A 25,224-nucleotide genomic window follows, 5' to 3' on the forward strand; every position below is an offset into this window, starting at 1 on the left:
CTTAGGCGGACAGCTTGGGGGTGAGCAATTCCACCGCTTCCTCCCAGCGGAAGCGGTCCGCCCCGCCCCCGGCCTTCGGACGATGCGGCTCGTACGAACCGATCAGCACACCCATCTCCCGCAGCCAGTCCAGACTGCGGCGATAGGCGGGGTGGGCGGCCTGCGCCGAGTTCAGATAGGGCAGGACGGCGGTCGGGATGCCCATGCCGTACGCCTCGCACAGGATGCCCAGTGCCAGGGTGTCGGAGATCCCTGCCGCCCACTTGTTGACCGTGTTGAAGGTGGCCGGCGCGACCGCGATGGCATCGGCGGGCGGCAGTGGGCGGGCCTCGCCGGGCGTTCGCCAGGCGGAGCGGATGGGGTAGCCGGTCTGCGCCTCGATCGCCTCGGTGTCGAGAAAGCCCAGTGCCTGCGGCGTGGCGACGACGCCGACGTCCCAGTGCTGCCCCTGCGCAGCGGTGATCAGTTTGCCGACGTCGTCGGCGATGCCGCAGGCGCAGACGACGACGTACAGGAAGGGCTTCTTCTCCGGGTCGGTCGGCTCACTCACGCAGGGACTCCCAGTTGGCGGCTGAAGTGGTGCAGTTCCGGCAGAGTACGGCGGCGGTCGCGGGCGGCCATGTCGGCGACCAGGTCGCGGACGGCGGGTCGGCGGACGTCCTGGGCGGCGCAGGTCTCGGCGATGCGCAGGGCTTGGTAGCCGTCGGAGAGGCGGCCCTGCTGGCTGTAGGCGCGGGCTGTCTCCACCCACAGGGCCGCCCGCCGCTCGGGGACCGGGATGTGCCGACGCATGAGCGGGCGGGCGGCCTGGAGTGCGAGGCCGGAGTCGCCGAAGGCCACCAGGGCGCTGAGCTCGTGCAGGGCGACGTTGGTCGGGCTGAAGTTGGCCCAGGCATCGGGCTGGTCGAGGGATACGTACCGGGCCACCTCTTTGGCCTCGGCGAGGAATTCCTCAGTGGCCGCGCGATCGCCACCGCCGCTGGCTGCGGTCACACCGCGGAGCAGCAACAGCCCAACGGCTGCGAGATGCTTCGGAGAGCGGCGGTCGTACGAGCCGGTGAGCTGATCGGCCGTGTGGCGAACGAGGGTGACGGCCTGGGCGGTGTGCTTCTCGCGGGCCAGGACGTGGGCCTGTACGCGGACGCTGGAGGCCAACACTATGGGGTCGCCTGAGCGTTCGGCCTCGGCCATCGCACGGCCGACCGCGAGCCAGGCGTTGCCCTGGTCGTGCTGCTTGAGTAGCAGGCTGGTGGAAGTCTGGTACGTCGTGGCCAGCAGCGCGGACAGCACATCGCTGTCCGTCGTGCTGCTGGATGCCAGTCTGAGGTCGGCGATCAGGCCGGGCAGGGTGCGCTCCAGCTCTGCGTAGTCGCAGGTGTAGAAGAGCTTGCGGGCAGTCCCGACCCGCTCTCGGAGCGCGATCGTGTCCAAGGGGGCGTCGGTACCTGCCGCGCTCAGTCCCGGGAGGAGGGCCTGGACGAGATCGTCGTGGGCGGCGGCCGAGGCGGCAGGGGGCGCGAGCGCGGCGATGCTCGCGGCGAGGAAGGTACGGCGGTGCATGTCGTCTGCTTCGGGATCGGTGGCGGAGGCGTCGGGAACAGCAGTGGCAAGACCCAACTGTTGGGCAGGGATCTTGAGTTCCTGCGCGACGGCACGCAGGACACGGATGTCCTCCGTGCCACGGCCGCCCTCCAGACGACTCACCTTGGACTGGTGGTAGCCGAGCGCGGCGGCGACGTCCTTCTGCGAGCGCCGCTGTAACACTCGTGCCTGACGGATCACTTCGCCGATCCGTCTCGCTTCCCTGTGTGCTTCGGCCATCTGCCACGGCCCCTTCTGCCGTCGCCGATCCTGCCTGCTCAACCGAGCGTAGGTCAGCCGTACTTCGCCGTGATGCAGCTCCTGCATAACCGATGCACCGCTGGCACCTGGACTAACCACCCACTGCTACGAGCTGGTTGCGTGAAGTGGCCGCACCAACGTCGGGAGGCCGCTCATGGCAGCGCACCAGCTCACCCTGTCCGTACCTGCTACCCCCACCGCGGTCGCCTCCGTCCGGCACCAGGCCGTGGAGGCGATACAGGGCTGGGAGGTGGATCTGGACGACGAGGTGGTGCACACGGCCGAGCTGGTGATCAGCGAGCTGGTCACCAACGCCGTCCGGTACGCCGGCAGAGGTCAGGTCTCGCTGGAAGTGCAGCTGCTCGCAGCCGTCCTGCGCGTTGAGGTGCGCGACTCCAGTCCGGTGCTGCCTCGGCCCGGCCTCCCGGACGAGCACGGCGAGAACGGTCGCGGCCTGTTCCTCGTCGCCGCTCTTGCCGACCGGTACGCCGCCGAACTGACGCCGACGGGCAAGCGGTGCTGGGCCGAGATCGCCCTGCCCGTCCGCCCGGCGACGAAGACGACCGTTTCCCTTCCCCTACAAAGGAGTTGACCGTGCCCACCAGCACCTCTACGCGGGCCGCCGAGGTGATCGCCGTACGCCCCGGCCCGCCGCTCACCGGCACCGTCACCGTGGATGGCTCGAAGAACGCCGCTCTGCCGCTGCTGGCCGCGGCAGGGGCTCTTGGCCGCCCTGTGCGGCTGGGCAACATCCCTGCGAACACGGACGTCAAGATCTTGCTGGCCCTGTTGGAGCAGGCGGGCTGGCACGTTGCCCGTCCCGTCGGCGAGCAGACAACCGCAGTACTCATGCCGACCGAGAGCCGACACACGCATCCCGAGCTGCCGCAGGCCGCCCACATCCGCGCCTCGTACTACCTGGTCCCCGCCCTGCTCGCCCGGCACGGCGAGGCCCGACTTCCCTGGCCGGGTGGCTGCCGGATCGGCGCTCGCGGCATGGATCTGCACTTCAAGGTGTACGAGGCGTTCGGCGACCGGAGCGCACAGGACGACTCCGGCTACCGCATCGAGGCCGTCACACCCCGCACCGGCACCGTGTCCCTGGTGCTGCCGTTCCGCTCCCGTGGGGCGACCGTGGCCGCAGTGCTGCGCGCCGTGACAACCGGTCGCCCCCTGCAGCTGGGCGAACCCAACCTCTCACCAGAAGTCCTGTCCGTGCTCGACGCCCTCCGCTCGGTGGGCTGGGAGACCCAGATCAGCGCGCACCTCCTCACGCTCTCCCCGCCCTCTGTCGGCCAGAAGGACGCCGTCGTCTGGCAGGTGCCCGGCGACAAGATCGAGGCCGGCACACTGGCCTGCGCAATCGCCGCGACCAGAGGTACCGCTCGTGTCAACGGCGTGCACGGCAAGGACGTAACCCCACTCGTAACTGCCCTCCGCCGCCTCGGAATCCCGGCCAGCGCAGAGGACAACGCCCTCCGCGTCCACGCCCAGGACACACGGCCGACGAGCCGCCCCCTGCGAGCTATCGCCACCCTCAGCCCCGGCGGACTGGACGCTGACTTCGAACCGCCCCTGATGGCACTCGCCCTCGGCCTGCCCGGCACGCATCTGTTCGCCGACGCGATCAATCCCGGCCGCCACGGCAACCTGCTGCCCCAACTGGCCCGCCTGGGGGCCGAGATCGAGGAGATCGCCCCCACTGAGTGCCGCCTGACCGGGCCTCAGCAACTGACCGGAGCGGGCGTGGAGGCAACCGACATCCGCACCGGCGCCGGCCTCACCGCGCGAGGCGTCACCACCGTCGGCGGCCTCGACCAACTCCGCCGCGGCCACGCCGATCTGCCCGGCAAGCTTCGCGCTCTTGGCGCCGACGTCTGCGAGGTCACCCCATGACCACCGCCCGCGCCTTGCGACAGATCGTGGCCACCACCGACGTCCACTCCGCCCTCGACAACGCCGCCCCGTTCCTGGCCCACCTCCACGCTCTCCGTCCGACCTCGCTCATCGTGGACTGCGGCGACTTCTTCGAAGGCTCCGGCTACTACCGCCTCGCCCACGGCGCCATCGAGCGCAAGATCCTGCTCAAGCTGTACGACATCCTGGCGCCCGGCAACCACGGCTGGCCGCACCATTTCGAACCGGATCTCCACCGGCTCACCGTCTGCGCCAACGCCGTTCACGCCGACACCGGCGACGCGCTCTTCCGCCGCATGCGGATCGTCGAGATCGACGGCCGACGCGTGGGCATCACGGCGGTGATCGGTCAGCAGGCTTTCCACTCGATTCCCGTCGGCGAGCGCGCCGAACACCGCGTCATCAATCCAGTCCAGGCGCTACGCGAGCTGTTGCTCGCCCACCACCACGAGGTGGATAGCTGGATCCTGCTCAGCCACTCCGGATTCGACGAAGACCTCAAACTGGCAGCTGATTGCCCCTTCCTTGATGTGATCTTCGCCGGGCACTGCCACACCGAGCAGTACGGCCCGGCGCGCGTGGGCGACACGCTCATCGTCAAAGGACAGGAACTCGCCGACGGGTACGCGGTCGCCACACCGGTCGGGCCGGGCTGGGGTGCCGGCTCCACGAGCTTCCCGGACCGGACGCCAGCTGCTCTCGCCGCCGAGCTGTCGGAGGCGATCGAGGAGATCGGCCGGGCCAGGAAGGAGTTGGCGGTGGCTATCGGGCCGATCGCCCGGACGTATCAACACCAGCCACTCGATCGCCGCGGCCTGCTCGTCGACCTGGCCGCCCGCCTGAGGAGCGGGCTCGGTGCCGACGCGATCATCCTCAACGACACCGCGCTGCGGACCGTCCCACTCGGCGACATCCTCACGCTGGGCGATCTGCTGGCCATCGAGCCCTTCGACAACCAGCTCGTCCACGCCCGCGTCCCAGTGGACTTCTGGCAGGACCTGCCCGGCCTGTTGGCCTTCCTCACAGAACAGGCCGGTCCTCTCGTCGTGTTGCCGGACCCCTTGCCGGACGGCGTCACCACGGTGCTGACCACCGACTACCTCGCGGACAACTACCTCGCGGGCCGCTCCCACGCCGCAGGACTACTCCTCAGCCAGGCCCTCAAACACGTCCTCACCACGCCCGCTCAAGGAGGCACACGGTGATCCTCACCGGCCCCGAGATCACCGCCGCCGCCCAGGACGGCCGCCTACGGATCACGCCCTTCGCCCCCGACCAGGTCAACCCCAACAGCTACAACGTCAGGCTCGGCCCCACCCTGCTCGCCTACGCCGAAGGCGTCCTGGACGCCCACCAACCAAACCCGACCACCGAGTTCGCGATCGGACCGGACGGATACGTGCTCCAACCCGGCGAGCTCTACCTGGGCCACACCCTCGAAGAGGTCGGCTCCGACGTGTTCGTCCCGCTGCTGTTCGGCCGGTCCTCCGTCGGCAGGCTCGGGCTGTTCGTCGAGATCACCGCCCCGATCGGGGACATCGGCTTCCACGGCCAGTGGACCCTGATGCTCACGCCGATCCGCCCCCTGCGCGTCTACGCGGGCATGCGGATCGGACAGATCATGTTCTTCGCCTCCGCCGGCCCCATCTCGCCATACGAAGGCAAGTACCAGGCAGCGACCGGCCCGCAGCCCTCCGCCTACTGGCGCGACGTGACCAAGCTCCGGGCGGTGGCCTCGTGATCCTCACCGGACCCGCGATCGCCGCCGCCCAAACCGCAGGCGAGATCGTGATCGACCCGTACGATCCGGCCCGCCTCTCCCCCAACGCCTACGACTGGCGCCTCGGCGACACCCTGCGCATCTGCGACACCGATCTGGACGCGGCCTCTCCAACGCCGTACGCCGAGACCGCCATCCCGGACTCCGGATATGTCCTGCACCCCGGCGTGCTCTACCTCGGCATCACCCACGAGAGGACCGGATCGGAGGCGTACGCCCAGTTCCTCAACGGCAATCGCACCACCGGCGCGCTCGGCATCTGGGTCCACGTCTCCGCGCCCCTCGGCCACCAAGGCCACGCCATCCACTGGACCCTGGAGATCCGCGCCGCCAGACCCGTCCGCGTCTATCCCCGGATGACCTTCGGCAAGCTCGTCTTCCTCCGCTGCCTCGGAACCCCCGCCAGCTACCAACAGCACGGCCTCAAGTACGCGGCGACCGCAGGCATCGACATCTCGCGGCTCTATGAAGAGCTCGCCGGAGGTGCCACATGAGTCCTCGGGTAGCGACCGTCCTCGACCTGCCCTTCGGCAGCGCCGGCGGCAGCGTCGAGCTCTTTCTCGACCTCTACACCGGCGAGGACCCGCTGGTGCCGGCCCGCGCCTTCATGCTCGCCCCGCAGGCGCCTCCACCCCACGTACCTTCGGGGCTGGAGTTGCTGACCGTGCCCGGCAAATGCCTCGCTGGGCCGCCTTTCACGGCGTACGTCAACGCGTTGCGTCGGGCCCTGACGCAGGGCATCAACCCGGCCAGCATCGATGTCCTTCACCTCCAGCATCTCGCCTTCGGCGGTACCCCCGCCCTGATCCGCGCCCTACCCGCACGCCCCCGGATCGCGCTCGTCCACGGCACCGACCTGCTGTTCGCCGAGGCCCATCGCGACCAGATGCGTGTCCTGCGGGAAACTGCGCGTCTCGCGGACGCCATCGTCGTCCCGACGGGCGCCATGGCGGATCGGCTCCTTCAGATCGCGCCCACAATGGAGCGTAGGAAGATCGAGAAGATTCCCTGGGGTGTGCCCGATCACCTGCTCACCACCCCACCGCCGCGCCCTGCCCGCCGACCGACCGGACACCTCCGTCTGCTCTACGCAGGACGCCTCACCGCCGAGAAGGGCATCGAGGCGCTCCTGCGCGCGATGCCCGTAGCCCAGGCCGTCGAACTGAGCATCGCGGCGCCGCGTCACCAGTTCCATGGGTTGACCCCGCTCCTACGCCTGCTCAAGGTCCACGTCCGCTACCTCGGCTGGCTCAGCCGTCCACAGCTGTGGAAAGCCTTCGCCGACCACGACGCCCTCGTCATGCCCTCGACCACCCTCGAAGCCATGGGCCTGGTCGCTCTCGAAGCCCAAGCCTGCGGACTACCAGTCGTCTACCAGCCCGTTCCAGGGCTGAGCGACACCCTCGCCGCAACGGGTCTTGCCACCGACTTCACCAACCCGGCCGCCCTCGCCCAGGACCTCAAACGACTCCGCTCCACCCCCGGCCTGCTCCCGGCTCTCCAAGTCGCTGGCCGCGCCAACGCCACTCGCTATCCCCTCACAGCCACCGCCGCTGCCCTGGCCGACCTCGGCAAACAGCTCATCTGACCTGCCCGCGCCGCAACCAGTTTCGTACCAGCCCCCTCACTACGCTGACCATCGGGACATCTCACGGCCCACGATCGATCGGGAGACCATGGCGCTCGACCTCGACACCGACCGCATCCACCAACTCCTCCACGACGGTGCCCGCGACAAGATCTACCCCGGCGCCGTCTGGGCCGTCGGTGACAGCCGAGGAACCCAGGCCAGCGGCAGCACAGGCGTCCTAGATCCCGAACGGCCCGACGAGCCGATGCAGTGCGACACCATCTTCGACGTCGCCAGCCTCACCAAGATCCTTGCGGTGTGGTCGACCATCGGCAGCCTCGTCGAGGACGGGAAACTCCAACTCGACGCACCACTAGGCGACTTGTGGTGCGAAGTGAGCGAACAACCACTGGCGCAGGTAACCGCACGCCGCCTGCTCACCCACACCGCCGGCGTCCCGCTCCGGGCCAACCTCAAGAACCTGTACGGCACGGACCCGCAGGACGTCCGCGACGGCGTCCTGCGAGAAGCCCTGCACCGGCCGCCCGGTGAGGCCGTGGAATACACCGACCGCGCCGCCCTCATCCTCGGCTACCTCGCCGAACACCTCTCCGGCCAGCGGCTCGATGCGCTCGCGGCCGACCGCGTCTGGGGACCGCTGGGCATGACACAGACCTGCTTCGGGCCGTTGAGTCCCGAAGCGGCGGCCCGCTGCGCACCGACCGAACTCGACGACAGCACGGGAACCCATCTCAAGGGACTCGCCCACGACTTCTCCGCACGCCTGCTCGGCGGCGTGTGCGGCATCGCGGGCGCTTTCTCCGTCCTCGACGACGTCGCCACGTTCCTGCGCTATGTCCTCGATCCGAACCAGCTGAGCGCATCACCCGGATTCGGCACTAACTGGATCAAGGAATCTCTCCAGATCCACACCGGGGATCTGACGCCGCCCCGGGGCCTGTTCTGGCACCCAGCACCTGGCACGACGCCGGAAGCCGACGACGTCTGGGTGCACTACGGCTTCACAGGCACCGGCATGTGGCTCGCCCCCAGGAAGGACCGCTGGGCAACTCTGCTCACCAACAAGCTCTACTACAGCCGCGAGCGGGAACCGCTCACCCGCGTCCGCGACGAGTTCCGTTCTCAAGTCTTCGCCTGAACAGTGCAGGTTTCGGGCACCTACCAGGCGTACCGTCGCACTTCAGTCCAAGGCGGAGTCCGCGAGGCAACTCCGAAGGATCACGCAAAAGTAGCAGCGCTCCGGCCTCTGCTGCCTCACAATGGGCTCCTGTCCCACCCGGCGCACAGAAATGTCCATGTGCCCCGTCGAGAGCGGTGATGAAGGCGTCCCGTTGGTACAAGTGTGACCTCCAAGTGGCCACACCAGCATGGAAGTTCAACCTGCCCCCAGGTAGCTCATACGACTTCTCCCTGGAGGCGGACAGGGCCCGCTTCGCGGACGCTTACATGGAGAGGCTCCGCGAATCCGGCATCGAGGTGATCGCGCTGGCGGACCACAACACCGGTGCGTGGCTGCCTGTCATGCAGGCCGCGGGACGGAGGCACGACATCGTCGTCTTCCCCGGCGTCGAGGTGACGACGGCCTCTGGGTCGGACGGGGCTCACCTGGTACTGATCGGCGACCTGGACCGTACGGAGCAGGACATCAATGTGCTGCTTGCTCGCACTTGCGGCTTCGACGACGATCACCCGAGGTTGAACCCGAGGACAAATGACCCCGCACCAGCTCCCCGGACGGTCAATCAGATCTTGGATGATCTTCCTGAGCAGTGGCTGGCGATTGCTCCGCACGTGCTCACCGACAATGGTCTTGCCTCGGGGAACACCGTGCGCGGGGATCTGCGTTGGAAGGCGCTCCATCACGACCGGCTCAGCGCGGTGGACCCCGGAGAGGTAACAGAGGAACGGCGCGCCGGGAAGAGTTTCGTGGCCCGGTTCCTCAACCGGGCTCTTGGCGAATTCCCATGTCTTGCGCGCATGCCGTTTCTCGCGACGTCAGACGCCTACAGCCTGGAGGGTTTAGGGTCGCGTTACACATGGATCCGAATGGATACGCCATCGAAGGAGTCACTGCGGCAGGCATTTCTTGACCACGACGCCCGCATCATGCCGAGCTGGGACCCACGGCTGATCGCGAACCCAGACCCCAATGTCGTCGACCACGCCTGGGTAAGGAATATCGAACTCGGCGGCACGTTGGGCAACTCCACAGAGCCGCTACGGGTCTCCTTCGACCCACGGCTGAACGTGATTATCGGAGGCCGCGGCGCCGGTAAATCAACCGTGGTCTCCGCATTGCGGCAACTATACGGCAGCACCCAGAGTCTGCCGGACTCCATCGAGCACGAGGCGACCGCATTCGTCGATGGCGTCTTCAGCGAAGCACGATTGACCGCACAGCACAGACTCGCCATCTCCCGGGAGCAGCAGACTGCTCTGTGGAGCTCCGCGCTGGGCTCACGCACAGAGCGCAACGGCGTGCAGTTGCCAACACACTTCCCGATGCGTGTCTTCAGCCAGAAGGAGCTGTTCGAACGGACCGCACATGACCGTTCGGACCGTTTTGCCGCATCCAAGCACCTGTTGAGCCTCGTTGACGCGGCCCTTGAGGCTGATGCAGCCGCTCCGGGCGGATTCGCGATCGAGTTGGATGCAGCACGGACCCAGTGCCTGACGAGAGTCGCCAAGCGGATCAGCGTCGAAGCGCGGCTCGCTCAGCGCCCCTCGCAGATGGCCCGGCACGGCGAACTTCTCCATCAGATCGAAGCATTCGGGGATGCTGAGAGCCAGAGCTCCCGTTTGGAGAGCGAGCGGATTAGACGCGACCACGCCAGACTCGGCGCCGACGCCGCGCGGTTCGAGGCCGCAGTGGACGAACTTGGCGCGGCAACGATCAAGCGTCTGCAAGCAGCACTGCCAAAGCCTCCAGCAGGGCTGGACGAGGAGCCTCAGCAGTTGTATGCGGAACTTGCCCAGATCCGTGACGAGCTCAACCGGACTGTCCGAGCCAGTGTCATAGCGGCGAAGGAAGCACTTGAGCAGAACCGCCAGCGGCAGCAGACGGGGGTCTGGGCCGATCGGGTGCAGCGTGCGGACAGGGAGATCATCGAGTTCCAGCAACGGTTGAGCTTGCTCGGAGTGGAGCCCACGGCCTACCTCGCGCTTACCGAGGCACTGAACTCCGTGCAGGGAGTCCTGCGGGAGCTTGAGGATGACGAAGCCGCTGCCCCTGGGCTACGCAGCGCGGAGGAAGCGGCATGGTCCGACCTGAAGCGCACCTACGAACGCCGGCGTCGACGTCGCGAGACGCTGTTTGCAGAAGTAGCCAAGCGCAGCGGATCACTGCGTTTCGAGGTGGTCCCGCACGGTAACTGCACCAGCTGGGTACAGGACGTGCGTGGTCAACTCGGAGTCCGATCCGGCGGGTTCGTCGACGACATCCCCGCCCTAGCTGAGTGGCTTTGGAGCGCGCCACTCAATGACGGACAGCGCCGTCAGGAACTCTGGCGCCGGTCCCTGCTGACGTGCGACTTCACGCAACTACGTCAAGAGGCCGGCGGTAAAGCCACCTGGTGGAGCAAGCTGGCGAAGCTGGAGTCGACACAACGCATCCGTCTCGCAATGAATTTCCCGGACGACGCCGTGGTGATGTTCTTCCTGCAGGACGGCGGCAAGGCCGAGAACGACGCCGACTGGCAGTCGGTCACCACCGGTTCGCCAGGCCAGCGCAGCGCGGCAATGCTCAGCTTCGTCCTACACCATGGGACGGAACCGCTCGTGCTGGACCAGCCCGAGGACGACCTGGATACTGCGTGGATCTCTCAGCTCATTGTGCCGGAGATCAGGAAGAGCCGGTGGCACCGGCAGGTCATCGTGATCACGCACAATGCCAACATTCCTGTGAATGCTGACGCGGAGCGGGTGATCGTCCTCGAGAACGACGGCTCTCGGATCCGAATCAAGACCAGCGCTGCGGTGGCAGGTGCTGAGGGGTACCACGATCAGGAGCACGTGGGCCCCATCGAAGTGACGAAGGTCCGTCATGACATCCAGGACATCCTGGAGGGTGGAACCGCAGCGTTCATGTCTCGGGAGCGCCGCTACAACAACGAACTCAGCACCTACCGAGCCGCTCTACACGGCTGACAGTTCGGCTGGCAGTGCGATGTTCACGGCACCGAGTTCCGCGTGCCCCCATCACATAGACATGCGCACTTGCGTGCGCCCCGTACGGGGCACATAGCTTCCGTCTTGACGTGTACAGATCGCATGGATACTGGGGGCGTGCAGGTTGAAGGCGAAACCAAGGGTGACGAAAGGCGTGTTACGGGACCTCGCGCGTCCGTCGAACGTAGCCGTTCAGTCGGATTCGGCGCTGGTCGGCAGCGTCGAGGTGGCCGTGGCCAAGGATGACAAGAAGCGTGCGGAGAAAGGTACTTCGCTCCGACGGAAGAGCGGCCTGGGGGCTCTCCCGAGGGCGGAACTCGGACAGTCGGTAGAGCTGGCTCCGTGGCATGTACTGCACGACCTCGCGCAGGCTCTTTCCCTCTCTCGACAAGGCGCTGGGCGTGGTCTCGCCGAGCATTGGGGAAGCCTCAAGTACAGCCAGGCGCTCGATGCGGTAGCGGACAGCTACATACAGTTGTCCGCCGAAGCCAAAGGGATAGCCCGGGACTATAAGCGTCTGCAGTCGCGGGAGTTGGGGCAGGGTTTCGCCCTTGCCCTGGCACGGCAGGCCCTCCTACGTCGATATCCAGACCGCTTCGTATCCTTCGTCAGCGCCGATGTAGTCATACGGGCTGGATGGTCCAAGGGATCGGTCGGTTACGCCTACCGGCCCGACTTTTTCGCCGAAGTCTGGAAGCCGGGCGAGCCGTCACGTGTCTTCCCGATTGCGACCACGGGGAACCATGGAGGCCCCAAACCCTCCTATTCCCAACTCGCCGCATGCTCAGCCCATGTCGAGGCCATGCACATCGGCGCGTGGAACGAAACACCATGCCTTGTCTTCAGTACGGAGTTCCCTTCGGAGGGACCCGTTACAGTCCATGTCCTGCACGCACGAGGAGAGGACGGCTGGTTATACGGCTCGCCCGAGCATCCGCTGCGAAGCGTGAACAGTCCCGCCGAAAAAGGGAACATCGTGCCGGGCATCCAGCCTCCCACGCGCGGTGACCGGGTTCCCCAGTCCGAGCCCGGTTTCCATGTCCAGTCCGAGGACTCAGCATGGTTCCAGCACGTCGTGGCACGAACAGCGACAGCCGGAACAACTGCCTTCGCAGGCGATGGCGCCACAACCGCTCGCTACCTCACCACCGACCAGGGGAGTCGACGCTACGACGCCGGTGTCGCGCATGCGGCATCAGGAAGCGTCCAAGACGCGACGTACAGGCTTCTCGGCATCCCCTTCGTCGGCACGGATCACGTCTTCCGGCTGAACAACAAGCGTGTAGAGGCGTTCTCCGGCGTCGCAGCCGATCTCTTCGCCCTCCTCTCAGCTGGGAAGGCCGAGGAGTACCGCAGTGAAATTTACGCAAGACGCGGCACCTGGCCAGGACAGACGTGGGATCCGAACTGGGGAGGCCCTGTCTCGATCCAAGAAGACGGAACAGTCCTGGCCATGCGCCTACTGCGTTTAAGGAAGAGCACGAGCACTGAGGACGCCTCGACGTAACCCCCCTTCAGTCTCAGTGTTCTATGTTCTGCGCAGGCGGAGGAGACGCCATCAGAAACTCCGCGCTTTCTCCGCCCACGTTGGATCGAGTGCACCCCGGTTCATGTACCCGCCGTTGTTCCACCGCCCGGACGGCGGCGAGCAACAGAGGCCGGCGTTGGGCGTTGTGCGGAGGCATTGGGATTACGACCACGACCTCGTTCTGTGGGCGCACGCGGAGTGGGCGGTACAGGAGGCGCTGCCGCCGTCGCCGCGAGATCGTTCAGCGTGGCATTCACCACCGGCCAGCACATGTCGAGGGTGTCGCGGTTCGGGCTGTGTCCCTTCTGTTTCTCTGCCAGGGGATGGACGAGATTCCTGTACTGCCGGATAAGCTCCGAGGTCAGCTTGGCGTCGTACTCGATCCATTTGTTCTCGTACGCGAAGTTCAAGAAGTCATTCAGCCCCATGTTCCGCAACGGCTTCGGCATGGGTACGCCTGCGGCACGGACCTGCGCAGCATGCGCGAGCACACCCTCTAGGAGGCTGCCCAGCATGATGACCGCCGACGTGTAGGCGCCGTGCTCGTAGCAGGTGCGTGCCTCGTCCAGCCGGAGTTGCACGGTGGCGGCGAGTTCCGGGTCGCTCACCACCTCCGTCACAGAGACCTTCAGCTCGACACGCGGCAGCTGCCGTACTTCGTCCTCGAATCCGGCCTCACAGCGGACGAGGGCCAGTTGGCCTCCGTCCTCGCCGATGCGGCGTCCGCCGAGCACGAGTATCTCGTTGAGCTGCTTTAGTGTGGCGCGGTACTCGTGCTGCTGGTTGTAGTACTCAAGGCGGTTCGCCAGGCGCAGTATTGCGCGCTCGGCGTCATCCGTGCCGTCCTCCTGCCGTTCCTTGAGGAGTTCCCGGGCCCACTTGTGCCTGGGTGTGCTGCCGTCGTACTCCGGAACGTCGTCCCAACCCGCCCGTTGGAAGAACGCGGCGATCTCGTACCCCTTGCGGTAGAGCAGCGGCGGCTCGTCCCCGCAGATCAGGTGGGCGATCTCCGTCAGCGTGCTGTCGTCGAAGACTTCGCTCATGTCAGGCTCCTTCGGGAGAGACGGACGCATCCTCATCGAGCATTGCGTCGAGTTCGTCGGCGGTGAGGTCGGTGTCATCGGCGTCGTCGATGTCGACCGGAGTCCATGTGCTCCCCGCGTCACCATGCGCCTCCTCGGTGACTCCGGGGCTGATGCCCAGAGCGTCCAGCCGCTGCCACAACGGGGCCAGCGAATCCTCCGGGGACAAGGCGAACTCGCTGCTGCGCACGCGCCAGAACTGCCAGCCCGCTCGCCGCAGTTCGCGCTCCCGCTCGTAGTCCTCACGGATGTCGTCAAGATTGGAGTGATATGGGCTGCCGTCGCACTCCACGGCGAGACGGCCCGCCTCTCCGACGACGACGAGGTTGATGCGTTTGCCGCTGACCTTCCACTGCGGAACGACGTGGTAGCCGCGTTCCTTGATCCTTCGGAAGACCTGCTGCTCGAAGAGGGACTCGAACGGCTTGCACGGCTCGTCGGGCGAGACGGCGGACAGGCTGGGAGAGGCGCCCTGGAGTTCCGGCGGCGCCTGCATATAGGTGAGCAGGGAGTGGCGCAGGTCCCTGCTGCGCAGCTGGTCCGGTGTGACGGAGGTGAACAGCCACATCTGGTCGCGCGCCCGGCTGGCGGCCACGTTGAACCGCCTTCCGTCCCCCTGGCCGGTCAGGGCCCGGGTGTGGCCGGCGTCGATGACCAGCGAGAGCAGGATGACGTCCCGTTCGTCCCCCTGGAACTGTTCGGCCGTGCCGACACGTATGTTGTGTCGCTCGCGGATCGCGGGGTCGATCCGCGTATCGATGAGATTTTCCAACAGCCTTGTCTGGTGTCCGGAACGAAGCACGATGACTCCGAAACTCCGTTTCGCGTACGCGTCGTCCTCCGCGAGTTTCTGCAACGTGGCGACGATGCGTTCTGCCTCGGGCCTGTTGACCAGGGTGTCTCCCCGTCCCTCGCAGTGGCCCTCATGGACATGGACGACTTCGAGGGGCCGCAGCCGATCCGCTCCGTACTGTCGCAACGGCACGAGTTCGTTGTCGGGATAGAACTGGGTGGAGGACCATTTGATGATCTCCGGCATGCACCGGAAGTGCTCGGTAAGCCGGATCGTCTCGGGAAAACGGGCGGACAACAGGGCATACAGGTTGGACTTTGGACTGAGCCCGTCCCGCTGCCAGTCGATGAGATGGGGCAGGAGTGAGTCGAGGAGTTCGTCGAACCGCTCGTGCTTACCACCCGTGTAGAACGGGACACACTGCTTGTCGTCACCCACGACGATGACTCTCGGAGCGAGCCACAGCAGCATCAGCCCGTCCAGACCGACCTGGCTCGCCTCGTCCACGATGACGACGTCGAAGGCATCCGGCTCGGGATCAATCATTTCGGCGACCTGCTTGATCGGCATGACCCAGGCCGGAACCGCGGCACGCGCCTCACGCATCGCGGAACGGGCGTTCTTCAGATGCCGCTTGCCGAGTTTCGTCATTCCCTTGCCTGCGTTCGCCATGGCCGACGCATAGGCGCTCAGTGCCTGTTTCTGGCCGACCGTCATCCGGTCCAGGCAGTGATACAGCGCTCTGCTAGCGGCCAGTTGAGTCACCGTGTTCCTCAACTGTGTCTCGACCGCGTCCAGTTCACCTTCCAGTCGAGCTTCCCTCCCAGGCGTCAGCATCGTGTCCTGGAAGGTGCGTGCTCGCCGCCATGCCCAGGCTCCGTCCAGGTTCGCGAGGCGGGCCTCCCAGGCCGCCTCGGTTGGGGACTCGGCGAAGCGCCGCGCCAGTTCGGGGTGGTCCTCGGACAGTCGATCCAGGAGTTTGCGGGCCTCCCGACGATCGGCCTCACGGTGGAACGCCTCGGTCAGCGAGTCGATCGCGGACGTGTACGCCCGCGGATTACGGGCGGTGACAGCCCGGTGGACCTCTGCCAGTTCGGTCACTCCGCGGGCATCGGGTCGCGGCAGCTGCTCGGAGATGGATCGCAGCCTCTCCTCCGCTTCACGGGCACGGAGCAGCCGTTCCGCGGCGTTTGCCGACGTACGGACGTCATCCCACTGCTGTGCCGTCCGCACCGTGGCCTTGATCCGGGCCTTGAGCAGGACATCGTGCAGCGTACGTACGGAGTGGGTGAATCCGTCCACCGCGCGGAGCGTCGGCACCCGGTCCAGCAGCTCCGACAGAGCCACCTGTGTGGAGCCCTCGGCCTCGGGCGCGTCGACGCTCTTCCAGCGCTCGTTCAGCTGCCGAACGCACTGGCGTGCCGCCAGATGAGCCACCAAGGCGGAGATCTCGTCCGGTGTGCTGGGCAGCCGCCCATCCACCCGGCAGTCTCGCAGAAGGACTTGGGCCTCCTTCTGGACCGACCTCGGGGCGAACTTGCGCAGCTTGCCACCTGCACGCAAGTACTGTTCGAGGTCCTTCCCGGCGGCGATGAGACGTGATTCCTCAGCAAGCGCCACGTCGGGTACGTCGAGCACGGCGAAGGGCGTGTGCTGAAGGACGCTCTGAACGTCTTCGGCACGGGCGGACGCCTGCCGCACTCCCTCCCACAGCTGCTGCCGTCGGCCCGCCATTCCGTCCTGCAAGGCACGCGTGGTCCACTCCTCGGGCGGCCAGGCAGCAGGATCGCCCGGCAGTCCCTCGCTCTGCAGCGCGTGTTCCGCCGCGTCCAGCAGACCGACCAGTGTCGCGATCAACTCATTTCCGCAATCTGCGAGTTCGAGGGCGAGTGTGTCAGACGCCGGCGCAGCACAGGCACGTACAGCGGCGTCTAGGGCATTGACCGCCTCTTCGAACAGCACGGGTGGGACGAAGTCTGCGGGGTCCGGGCAGCGGGCGGCATGCTCGTCCAGCACTCCGGCCCCGTGCCGGGATACCAGACCCAGCAGGCGCTGGGCCTCGTCCTGGCTCAGCGAAGGTTGTCGCGGTGCCGAGGCGGGCAGGTCGGGCATCCAGTCGTACTTCGATGCACCGGCTGCGACGGTCTCCACGATCTCCACGAGCCGCCCCTTGTATCCGGGTGCCACGTCGAGGTGTTCGTACCACTCCGCCTCACGTATGGCGCGCAGATCGTCACGGAGCCGCGCGCGGGTGTCCGACAGTTCAGAGCGCAGCGCCTCATAGCCCTTGATCCTTACGTTGAGGCGCTCCGTCGACTGGGTGGCACTGAGCTGGGAGAGCGCGCGCACGGACTGTTCCAGGTCGTCGCTGCCGTCCTGGCGTCGGTCGCCCTGGAGGACGCACAGGCTGCGCAGCTCAGGAGGCAGTTGCTGCCGCAGGACCTTCAGCGCCTGGCCCTTCTCACTCGTCACGAGCACTCGCTTGCCATCCGCCAGCAAGGCACACACGAGGTTGGCGATGGTGTGCGTCTTTCCCGTGCCAGGCGGTCCCTGAACGACAACGCCGGTATCGGTCTGTAGGCGCCTCAGTACCTCCCGCTGGGCTTCGTTCGACAGCAGCGGAAACAGCGGGTCGGGGCCGAGGGCGGGCGGCACGTCACGGCCCCCCGCCGCCGTACCCCACACCCTGCGGTCTTCCGCTTCGAGCCGGTACAGCAACTGAGCCAGGCCCAGTGGCGCGATTGCACCGGGCTGGGCGAGGCGGTTCGCGATGCCGTCATAGAAGTTCACGAGGGCGCCCTGGCCTCGCTGACGGAGAATGATCGCCGGCGCGAATCCGAGCGTGGGCACCGGCAGCGCCGGGTCGGCGGGCGGGCGGCCCCAGCCGCGGTGGAACGCCACCGCGCGATCGGTGCCGAACGCCCTCTCCGACCAGTCACCGAGCATGTCCTGGGAGTCCGGGGACAGCGGATGGAATCCTTCCGCATCGACACGTTCCCGCAGCGGGCCCAGCAGACGGGTGCTGTAGCCCTCGTCCGCGTCGAGGAACTCTCTGTCCTCCAGTCGCGCCGGGTCGCCGGGTGCGAGGGCCACGGTGATGGACATGTTCGTGGAATTCACGGTGAGTATCAGCGGCGCCGTCAGAATGTGCCGGGCGATGCGCGCCGACGGACGTGCGGCTCCGACGGTCAGCAATCCGGTGCCTAGTACCGCCTCATATTCCTCGCCGTCCTGCTGAATCCTGGTCGCCATTCGGTACAGCTGCTGATAGAGCTCCCGGTAAGGCCGGTCGACGCGCTCTTTCTCCGACCACTTGCGCCACGCGTCGAGCCATCGCGTGTAGGCGCGCAGCACGTCGTGCGCTTCCTCCCGGCGGATTTCGGAAACCTCGAACAGGTTTCCGTTCTCATCCTCCTGCCAGCCCTGACCCGGCCCCGACTCGGCCAGCGGCGGCGCTTCGGGCGTCGCGGTGGCGGCGGCCTCAGGGTCGATCCAGCCCGCCAGCACCTCGGGTATGACAGGAGCCGGGCGAGGCGGGCGGTGTGCCACCTTGAGAAGCGTCCGGTCGCCGTCCGGGTTCCGCCGGAGCCTGTCGTCCGGCAGGCCGGAGAGCCAGAGGACCTCCGGATATTTCTGCCAGTCCCGCACCGGCTTGTACGACCCGCGAACGAATTCGCGGATATATTCGATTAGTTGGCGCGTACGGTGGACCGCCTCCGGATTGTTCGCACGGAGTGCAGAGTGAAGAGACACTTATCCCCCAGGTCATGGCTCGATGGAAAGCCTTCCAGGATGTGGGAGAGAAGGGCCGCCATCAACAGAGACCGGCGAATAATGACGTGAACAAGCCACATTTCGCGAAAGTTGGCTGTAACCCAGCCAACCGTTAGGAGCGAACCCACGTGCGGCGATCACGTGCCGCCGTGTACACCAACTCGACCTTGTCCGGTCGCAAGCCAGACTTGAGGTGCTTGAACGCCGAGATGTCGTGCTCCTGAAGGACTCGCACGTCCCGGAGTGACGGCACGACCTGCAGCTCTGCCACCGCAACGAAGGCGAGCACCGGCTGAACCTCGACGGGAAAGCCGCATGCACTCGTCAGCGCAGCTGAGGCCCGCCGCGCCTCTGCTCGGCTCTTTCGCACGTAGGGGTACGACTGGCCGCCTATGCGAACAGAGTCATCACCCACCCAAACGCGCGCTCCGCGGTGGCGCTTCGTGTTGAAGCAGAAGGCGCCGCCCGGACCAATCAGGACGTGGTCGATGTCAACTTCACCGGGCAGGGGTATGGAGTGCAGAACTCGCCAGCCTCGCCGCGCCAGCCTCTCCAGCTCCGCTCCCACCCGGCGCTCGCCGGCCAGTCCTGCGCGCCAACTGTCCGCCTCCAGACGCCGACCGGACAGCCTGGCCAACGCCCACTGCCAGAAGCCGGGCGTCAGCTCGTCCACCTTCATCTGCAGCGCGTCTCCCGGACGGTTCCCGGCAAGATCGTCCTCAGAATGCAGTGCCTTGTGCGCTACGGGCGAAGATGAAGCAGTGAGATAGGGCGCAAGGACATCAAGTACCGCGTCCCGCTGTTCCTCAACAAGGAGCTCCAGATACCCCGTGCGGCGGTCGAACCATGCGACCTTCTTGCCGTCCGACTGATTCACGTAGAGACGGTCATGTCCGTAACGCTTCCATGCGGAGACCTGTAAGCCGCTCACGCGCCCCCCGTTTCACATCCCGTCAAAGGCCAATGACCATGTGACCAGGATCAGAAACAGCGAGCAAGACAGCCTCATGTCTGCGCCGAGCAGGGGTCTTCACCCCTGATCTTGGACACTCGAGATAGTGGATCTTGAGGATCTGAGAGATGGACGTGTCGTGGTCATGAAGCACTATCCGCCGGAGTTCAAGGCGGACGCGGTCGCACTGTACGAGTCGCGGCCCGAGGCGACGATCAAGCAGATCGCCGCCGACCTGGGGGTGAACCCGGAGACGCTGCGCAACTGGATCCGGGACGCGGGCGCCAGCCGTCCGCGCGGCCGTCGGGCAGCGGAGCCGCCGGCAGTTCCGGTGGCGCCGTCGGCTCTGGAGGCCGAGGTCGCTGCCTTGCGGCGGGAGAACGCCGAGCCGAAGAAGGAACGGGAGATCCTGCGCAAGGCGGCCCGCTATTTCGCCTCGGAGACGGGCTGGTGAACCGCTGCCAGTTCGTTGAGGACCACCAGCGCCGTTACGGCGTGAAGCGGTTGTGCCGCATCCTGGGCATCGCCCGCTCGAGCTTCTACCACTGGCGCCGGAGTGCACCGCTGAGGGCGGCCCGCCAGGCTGCCGACGCCCAGCCGCCGCCCGGATACGGGTGATCCACCGGGACTCGGACGGCACCTACGGCGTCCCCAGGATCACCGCTGAACTCCGCGAGGACGGCGAGGTGGTGAACCACAAGCGGGTCGCCCGGGTCATGCAGGCGATCGGGCTGGCCGGTCTCCGCCTGCGCAGGAAGCATCGCACCACCATCCCGGACCCCGCCGCGGCGAAGGTGCCGGACCTGATCGGTCGGAACTTCACCGCGGACGAAGTGAATCGGAAGTACGTCGGCGACATCACTTATCTGCCGCTGGCCGACGGGACGTTCCGCTACCTCGCGACCGTGATCGATCTCTGCTCACGGCGCCTGGCCGGGTGGGCGATCGCCGACCACATGCGCGCCGACCTCGTCGTCGACGCCCTGAAAGCAGCCGAGCGGACCCGCGGCAGCCTCGCCGGCGCCGTGATGCACACCGATCACGGGGCCCAGTACTGCAGCCGGGCCTTCGCCGACGCCTGCCGCCGGGCCGGCGTGGCTCAGTCCATGAGCGCCATCGGCAGCTCGGCGGACAACGCCCTGGCGGAGTCGTTCAACGCAACCTGCAAACGCGAGACCCTTCAGGGCCGCAGGGCCTGGAACGACGAGCGCGAGGCCCGCTTGGACCTCTTCCGCTGGCTCCACCGCTACAACACCGTCCGACGCCACTCCCGCCTCGGACACCGCAGCCCCATCGTCTACGAACAAGCACTCCGAACAACATCAACTACGCTGGCCGAAGCCGCATAACCCGTGTTCAGGATCAGGGGTCAAGGCCCCAGGCTGGTGGTCGAGATCGGGCGCTCCCCAGCTGGTTCTGCAGACAGGGCGAGGGCACATCCAGGGCACATGAGCCCGGGAAACGGCGTTGCCCCGTGAGAACTACCGAGAGGAGTTTTCCCAGGTCAACGCACATCCCCCCGCGAAACCCCAGGTCAGCCCCCTCCTGCCCCCAATCGCTGCACGAGTGGCAGGATTTCTCGCACCGGTTGCATGAGGCGGGGCATCAGCCGTACTGCCTTGTCTGGCCGTGATCTGGGGTTTCAGTGGTGTCGGGCAGGGTTCCAGAACCCCGCCTCAGCACTGGCTTGGCGACCCCCGCCTCTTCGAAAGACACGCACCCGGCCCGCGAGCGCAGGCAGCCAACGCGCACTACGTCGAGGAGTACCCCGCCGTTCCGCGCCCCCGGCAGTCTCATGTGCGGCGGTGTTGATCACCTCTGCGCCCGGCCGCCACCGTCCGGCCTGGGTGCCTGGGGTTTGCGGTGCTTGCCGGTGCCGGAGCCGAGCGGATTCGGCACCGGTCCTTGAGGTGAGGGCTCGTCGGCCTCCGGGTACAGGATGGCTTTGGCGTCGGCCAGGCCGGCGGCGAACCCGTACAGCTCCCATTCGTGCCCGTTCCAGCGCTCGATGACGCGGGGTGCGTCCGGGTTCACGTGCGATGCCCTGGGCCCGTCGCCAGGCACGACAGGCACGGCGCGAAGTCGGCCGATCCTCGCGTCACGGCGTTCCGCCCAATCCTTCAGCGGTTCGTCGTCCATCCTGGAGTTCCTCGCGTCGGTGGGGGCTGTCTCAGGAGGGTAGCGCCCACTGTGGGCCGTTCGGGTTCCCCAGCCAGACGGCCTGCTGGTCGCGGGAGACAGTCACCCCGAACGCCGCGGTGTTCGGTGAGCCGTACTCCTCCCAGGTCGCCACCGCCGACTCGATCACGTCCCACAAGCGGCGGGGACCACCTTGCCTGACCTGCCAGCCGCCGTCCGTGGGAACGAGGACGGCGAAGGAATCGGTAACGCTGTCCAGTACAAACGTACTGACCGAGCCGCCAACGACCGCCATCGAGAAGAAACGGGCGTCCGGCGCCGCGAGCTGTGCCATGAACGCCGACCCGGAACTGGTGAGAACCTCCGGCCCGTGTGCGGCTCTCCGTACCGTCCCGTCGTCGGGGCCCGGCACCATGCCGAGGTTCGCCGGGGCGTCCTGCTGGCGGGCGATCATGAAGCTCGGCGCGTCCTCGCTGAACCAGCCGCTCGCGCTGTCACCAGTGACGATGAGCTTGACCAGGCCGAGGGAGCGCATCCAGCCGCGCAGGGTGGTGAGGATGACGCCGCCCGGGGGGACCTGCTCCAGCCAAGCAGGCGGGATGCTGCGGAAGCCGCACGTGGCGATCAGGCGGTCGTACGGGGCCCCGTCGGGGTGACCGGCGCGACCGTCCCCCACCAGCAGGTGGGGAGTATGACCGGATCCGGTGAGGGCGTGGCCGGCTCGTCGGGCCACGCCCTCATCCGTCTCGATCGAGGTCACGCTCTTGCTGCCGAGCCGGTGGCACATCAGTGCTGTCGAGTAACCGGTTCCGGTGCCGATCTCCAGCACATTCATGCCGTCCTGGACATCCAGGTCTTCGAGCATCCGGACCACGAGGCTCGGCAACGTCGACGACGAGGTCGGGGCCGCGTTGCTGATCGGCTTCGGATCGGCCCAGTCGATGTCCCGGCCCTCGAACTGGGTCATCCATGTCTCGTCGGTGTAGACGAGCCTGAGCCACTCCTCCTTGCCGACCGTCTCCGGTGTGACCGGCTCCCAAGTGGTGACGCCCGGGGCATGGCCCTCCCGGTAGAAGCGTGGGATGAACCTGTGGCGGGGCACGGCTTCCACCGCGACGCGCCACTGCGGCGAGCGCAGCCAGCCGTCCTTCTCCAGCTGTCGGGCGAGCCGGCGCCGAAGATCGGCCGCGGTCGTCTCGATATCGATCTCACTGGCCACGGAGTCCTCCTTCCAGGAGATCGGCGAGTGCTGCCGTCATCGGCAGACCGGTCGGCGGCTCCATCCATGCCCACTGCCCGGAAGGGTTGCACTCGATGAAGATCCACTCGCCGCAGTCGGTCAGAGCTAAGTCGAAGGCCCCGAAGGCGAGTCCGAAGTGCTTCAGGTATGCCCTGATCGACCGCTCCACCTCGGGTGGCGTGGCAAGCGGGGTGTATGAGTGAGTGCCGTAGTCCGTACGCCAGTCGAGGAGACCTGAGTCGATCCGCACGGCGAAGATCTGCTCGCCGATCACAGTCACGCGGATATCGGCAACCTTGTCCACCCGCTTCTGGAAGAGGTGCATGGTGCCGGATACGGAGTCGTCGATCTCGTCGGCGGTCACCTCGCTCACGGGGACGGTCTGCGCCTTGCCGTCGACAAGGTAGAGCGGAACCGAGATCGGCTTGAAGATGACAGGGTCGTGCGCGCTGATGAAGACCCGTGCGTCGTCGGGAACATTGGTGATCAACGTCGGCGGAAGCGTGAAGCCGGCCGCTGCCGCTGCCGCGAGCCCGGCTGGCTTGTACTCGGCGTCGCCGATGCGATTGGGGTGGTTGACGTAGAGGCAGCCGGGCAGAGAGGTCAGAATGCCGCCCAGCCCGTAGCGCGCCTGGGCCACGGCGAACCGCTCGTCCTGCTTGTCGAGGTGAGGGAAGGTAAACCCCGAGGGGCGGCGGTAGTACATGGAACGCACCGCGCCCAGGTGGACACGTCGGCTCGGGGTCTGCAGGCTTCCCCGCCAGCTGTCGGTGCCGCCGATGGCGGCCGAGCACGACAGGACGGCGGGGAAGTCACCGGAGTCGAACCGCACGACCGGGACGCCCCGGTCGTGCAGCTCGGCGATCACGAAGTCCGCGGTCGGGTCGTCGAGGTTGGTGACGACCAGGACCGGACGATCGTCGTTCGTCACCAGAGTCACTGGTCGGTGTCGTTCCCCGTGTCACTGTCCGGGGAGTCGCTGTTGCGGTCGCCCTGGCCCGTGGTGCCGGTCGCGGGATTCGTACCGGAGGATGTGCCGTGGCCCGGGGACATGGTGGGCACCCCGGAAGTGTCGAAGTACCGGGCGGTCTGCGTCTCCGGATTCAGCGTCACCGTCGCGTAGACGGGGCCGTCGACGGGCGGGTACGGGGCGAGGCGACGGAGACCCCACGGGGCCGCCGTCACATGCCCCTGCGGCAGCGGGCTGCCCGTGGGGAATCGATCCATGTGGTTGAACACGGTCTTCCTTCCTGTCAGAAATTCTGTACTTCGCCTGACTTGCTCACCCGCACGGCATCGAGGAACACGATCCTGCTCGTGGCGGGAGTCTCAGGGGCACCGGGAAGAAGAGGCACCGGGCCCTACGTCGAAACCGGACCGGGATTCCGCAGCCCGTCCAGGATCCGTTGAAGGAGGCTGATGTCCGGTGCGCGGGCCGCGACTGCCAGCGCCCGTCGCCGTACCAGCGGCTGAGCTGCTGGCGCCACGCGATCTCGGCACGCTGCATCTCAGCGCGGATCCCGAGGAGAGCCAGTCCCGACTCGACCCGCAGCCGCACAAGGTCGTCGGGAGTAATTCGGACCGACTCTGGAACAGCAACCGCGCCGACCTCGTCAGACCGATGCGTCGGGCCGAAGACAAGCTGCACACACGCGTCCGGGAACGGGGCGCCGACCAGTTCCTCCGAAGGCAGGAGTCGTAAGGAGATCCGTGAGATCAGCATGCGGCCGGCACCCGCAGCTCTGCCCAGACGAGCTTGCCCCCACGATGCAGGTCGTAGCCCCACCGCCAGCTCAGCGACTCGACCAGGAGAAGACCACGGCCGCCCTCCGAGTCACCTTCAGGACACCCCGGTTCCGGGGTGTCTCGGCACTTGTCGGCAACGCCGACCCGAATCACTTCGGCCGTCTCGCGCCGAATCACGACACGGACCACGCGACAGGGCGTGTGGCTGACGGCATTGCTCATCAGCTCCGAAACGATCAGAGTGCCCACCTCGGCCAACTCGCCTATGCCCCAGATGTCCAGAGCCGCAGAGACAAGCAGACGTGCGCGGCGCGCGGATTCCGGCTCGCACGGCACCGTCTCGGCGTAGCCCGGAACACCAGTCGCGGTCGGCTTGGCGGCGGTCATCGTCACGGGGTCATCCCTCCGAGGCTGGGGCACCCGCCCCGCAACGGGTGCGCAGGAGCGGGCCTTCCTCCACGCATCGAGAGGCAGGAAGGGGAATCTCGCCCGCTCAACGGCTGGTACCGAGTCAACGGCCCTTGGCCGACGGTGAACAGGAAAAGTCGCGCCCCGCCGTGCCTCCGCGAACCGGAAGACTTTACGCTCCGGTGACCTCGGGTCTGGTTCGGCCAGTGACCACAGGGCTACGGTCGGTCCATGGGAGCGAACGCCATCCTCAAGCGCCGGTTGA

At 66.9% G+C, this 25,224-nt stretch carries 19 protein-coding genes and 1 pseudogene; 10 read left to right on the plus strand and 10 right to left on the minus strand.

The window, feature by feature from the left end; translation table 11 throughout:
- Position 1 precedes the first annotated feature (1 nt).
- A complete protein-coding gene (locus ACFCXS_RS03605; protein ID WP_120051340.1) occupies positions 2-550 on the minus strand; it encodes a flavoprotein in 549 nt (182 codons plus the stop codon).
- Entirely contained in the window at positions 547-1,821 is a 1,275-nt protein-coding gene (locus tag ACFCXS_RS03610; protein WP_361285147.1) for a helix-turn-helix transcriptional regulator, read from the minus strand. The genes ACFCXS_RS03605 and ACFCXS_RS03610 overlap by 4 nt, the downstream gene beginning before the upstream one ends.
- Before the next feature lie 175 nt (positions 1,822-1,996).
- On the opposite strand from ACFCXS_RS03610, the gene ACFCXS_RS03615 reads away from it, so the two are divergent.
- From ACFCXS_RS03615 to ACFCXS_RS03655, 9 genes are all read left to right on the plus strand, one after another.
- The gene (locus ACFCXS_RS03615; RefSeq protein WP_120051342.1) at positions 1,997-2,434 is read left to right on the plus strand and encodes an ATP-binding protein; all 438 of its coding nucleotides are present in this window, start codon (positions 1,997-1,999) and stop codon (positions 2,432-2,434) included.
- A gap of 35 nt (positions 2,435-2,469) precedes the next feature.
- The gene (locus ACFCXS_RS03620) at positions 2,470-3,738 is read left to right on the plus strand and encodes a UDP-N-acetylglucosamine 1-carboxyvinyltransferase (protein WP_376641521.1); all 1,269 of its coding nucleotides are present in this window, start codon (positions 2,470-2,472) and stop codon (positions 3,736-3,738) included.
- A complete protein-coding gene (locus ACFCXS_RS03625; RefSeq protein WP_376641423.1) occupies positions 3,735-4,964 on the plus strand; it encodes a metallophosphoesterase in 1,230 nt (409 codons plus the stop codon). The genes ACFCXS_RS03620 and ACFCXS_RS03625 overlap by 4 nt, the downstream gene beginning before the upstream one ends.
- Entirely contained in the window at positions 4,961-5,500 is a 540-nt protein-coding gene (gene dcd, locus ACFCXS_RS03630; RefSeq protein ID WP_120051344.1) for a dCTP deaminase, read from the plus strand. Before ACFCXS_RS03625 ends, dcd begins: the two co-directional genes overlap by 4 nt.
- Positions 5,497-6,033 carry a deoxycytidine triphosphate deaminase gene (locus tag ACFCXS_RS03635; protein ID WP_120051345.1) on the plus strand — a complete coding sequence of 179 codons (537 nt, stop codon included), beginning with the start codon at positions 5,497-5,499 and terminating at the stop codon, positions 6,031-6,033. Before dcd ends, ACFCXS_RS03635 begins: the two co-directional genes overlap by 4 nt.
- Positions 6,030-7,127, plus strand: coding sequence for a glycosyltransferase family 4 protein (locus ACFCXS_RS03640; RefSeq protein ID WP_376641424.1), 1,098 nt, complete (start codon positions 6,030-6,032; stop codon positions 7,125-7,127). The genes ACFCXS_RS03635 and ACFCXS_RS03640 overlap by 4 nt, the downstream gene beginning before the upstream one ends.
- An 88-nt stretch (positions 7,128-7,215) precedes the next feature.
- A complete protein-coding gene (locus ACFCXS_RS03645; RefSeq protein ID WP_376641425.1) occupies positions 7,216-8,268 on the plus strand; it encodes a serine hydrolase domain-containing protein in 1,053 nt (350 codons plus the stop codon).
- Positions 8,269-8,447: 179 nt separating this feature from the next.
- Positions 8,448-11,276 (plus strand): TrlF family AAA-like ATPase, encoded by a 2,829-nt coding sequence (locus ACFCXS_RS03650; RefSeq protein ID WP_376641426.1) that lies wholly within the window; start codon positions 8,448-8,450, stop codon positions 11,274-11,276.
- Between the two features lie 163 nt (positions 11,277-11,439).
- On the plus strand, positions 11,440-12,804 hold the full coding sequence (locus ACFCXS_RS03655) for a hypothetical protein (protein ID WP_376641427.1): 1,365 nt from the start codon (positions 11,440-11,442) through the stop codon (positions 12,802-12,804).
- A gap of 101 nt (positions 12,805-12,905) precedes the next feature.
- On the opposite strand, the gene ACFCXS_RS03660 is transcribed toward ACFCXS_RS03655, so the two are convergent.
- The 3 genes from ACFCXS_RS03660 to ACFCXS_RS03670 all read right to left on the minus strand — a co-directional run bounded on the left by ACFCXS_RS03660 (position 12,906) and on the right by ACFCXS_RS03670 (position 19,351).
- Positions 12,906-13,868, minus strand: coding sequence for a hypothetical protein (locus ACFCXS_RS03660; protein ID WP_120051350.1), 963 nt, complete (start codon positions 13,866-13,868; stop codon positions 12,906-12,908).
- A 1-nt stretch (position 13,869) separates the two neighbouring features.
- Positions 13,870-18,348 carry an AAA domain-containing protein gene (locus tag ACFCXS_RS03665; protein ID WP_376641428.1) on the minus strand — a complete coding sequence of 1,493 codons (4,479 nt, stop codon included), beginning with the start codon at positions 18,346-18,348 and terminating at the stop codon, positions 13,870-13,872.
- Between the two features lie 238 nt (positions 18,349-18,586).
- Complete coding sequence (locus ACFCXS_RS03670; RefSeq protein ID WP_120051352.1) at positions 18,587-19,351, minus strand: nuclease-related domain-containing protein; 765 nt, start codon at positions 19,349-19,351, stop codon at positions 18,587-18,589.
- A 214-nt stretch (positions 19,352-19,565) separates the two neighbouring features.
- Here ACFCXS_RS03670 and ACFCXS_RS03675 point away from each other — a divergent pair.
- Positions 19,566-20,775, plus strand: a pseudogene (locus ACFCXS_RS03675) (IS3 family transposase).
- A 463-nt stretch (positions 20,776-21,238) separates the two neighbouring features.
- On the opposite strand, the gene ACFCXS_RS03680 reads toward ACFCXS_RS03675, so the two are convergent.
- The 5 genes from ACFCXS_RS03680 to ACFCXS_RS03700 all read right to left on the minus strand — a co-directional run bounded on the left by ACFCXS_RS03680 (position 21,239) and on the right by ACFCXS_RS03700 (position 24,938).
- Entirely contained in the window at positions 21,239-21,565 is a 327-nt protein-coding gene (locus ACFCXS_RS03680; RefSeq protein WP_376641429.1) for a DUF6087 family protein, read from the minus strand.
- A 31-nt stretch (positions 21,566-21,596) separates the two neighbouring features.
- A complete protein-coding gene (gene tgmC, locus ACFCXS_RS03685; protein ID WP_376641430.1) occupies positions 21,597-22,784 on the minus strand; it encodes an ATP-grasp peptide maturase system methyltransferase in 1,188 nt (395 codons plus the stop codon).
- On the minus strand, positions 22,774-23,736 hold the full coding sequence (gene tgmB / locus ACFCXS_RS03690) for an ATP-grasp ribosomal peptide maturase (protein WP_376641431.1): 963 nt from the start codon (positions 23,734-23,736) through the stop codon (positions 22,774-22,776). Before tgmB ends, tgmC begins: the two co-directional genes overlap by 11 nt.
- Positions 23,737-23,741: 5 nt before the next feature.
- Positions 23,742-24,044, minus strand: coding sequence for a putative ATP-grasp-modified RiPP (gene tgmA / locus ACFCXS_RS03695; protein ID WP_376641432.1), 303 nt, complete (start codon positions 24,042-24,044; stop codon positions 23,742-23,744).
- Between the two features lie 477 nt (positions 24,045-24,521).
- Entirely contained in the window at positions 24,522-24,938 is a 417-nt protein-coding gene (locus tag ACFCXS_RS03700) for an ATP-binding protein (RefSeq protein WP_376641522.1), read from the minus strand.
- Positions 24,939-25,224 lie beyond the last annotated feature (286 nt).

The organism is Streptomyces sp. NPDC056373, from assembly GCF_042262425.1.
In the GTDB taxonomy this organism is placed as follows: Bacteria; Actinomycetota; Actinomycetes; order Streptomycetales; family Streptomycetaceae; genus Streptomyces.

Coding starts and splice junctions, on each gene's coding strand:
- ACFCXS_RS03615 (WP_120051342.1), top strand. CDS start 1,997: ATGGCAGCGCACCAGCTCACCCTGTCCGTACCTGCTACCCCCACCGCG.
- ACFCXS_RS03625 (WP_376641423.1), top strand. CDS start 3,735: ATGACCACCGCCCGCGCCTTGCGACAGATCGTGGCCACCACCGACGTC.
- ACFCXS_RS03640 (WP_376641424.1), top strand. CDS start 6,030: ATGAGTCCTCGGGTAGCGACCGTCCTCGACCTGCCCTTCGGCAGCGCC.
- ACFCXS_RS03680 (WP_376641429.1), bottom strand. CDS start 21,565: ATGGACGACGAACCGCTGAAGGATTGGGCGGAACGCCGTGACGCGAGG.
- ACFCXS_RS03610 (WP_361285147.1), bottom strand. CDS start 1,821: ATGGCCGAAGCACACAGGGAAGCGAGACGGATCGGCGAAGTGATCCGT.
- ACFCXS_RS03650 (WP_376641426.1), top strand. CDS start 8,448: ATGAAGGCGTCCCGTTGGTACAAGTGTGACCTCCAAGTGGCCACACCA.
- ACFCXS_RS03660 (WP_120051350.1), bottom strand. CDS start 13,868: ATGAGCGAAGTCTTCGACGACAGCACGCTGACGGAGATCGCCCACCTG.
- ACFCXS_RS03700 (WP_376641522.1), bottom strand. CDS start 24,938: ATGACCGCCGCCAAGCCGACCGCGACTGGTGTTCCGGGCTACGCCGAG.
- ACFCXS_RS03645 (WP_376641425.1), top strand. CDS start 7,216: ATGGCGCTCGACCTCGACACCGACCGCATCCACCAACTCCTCCACGAC.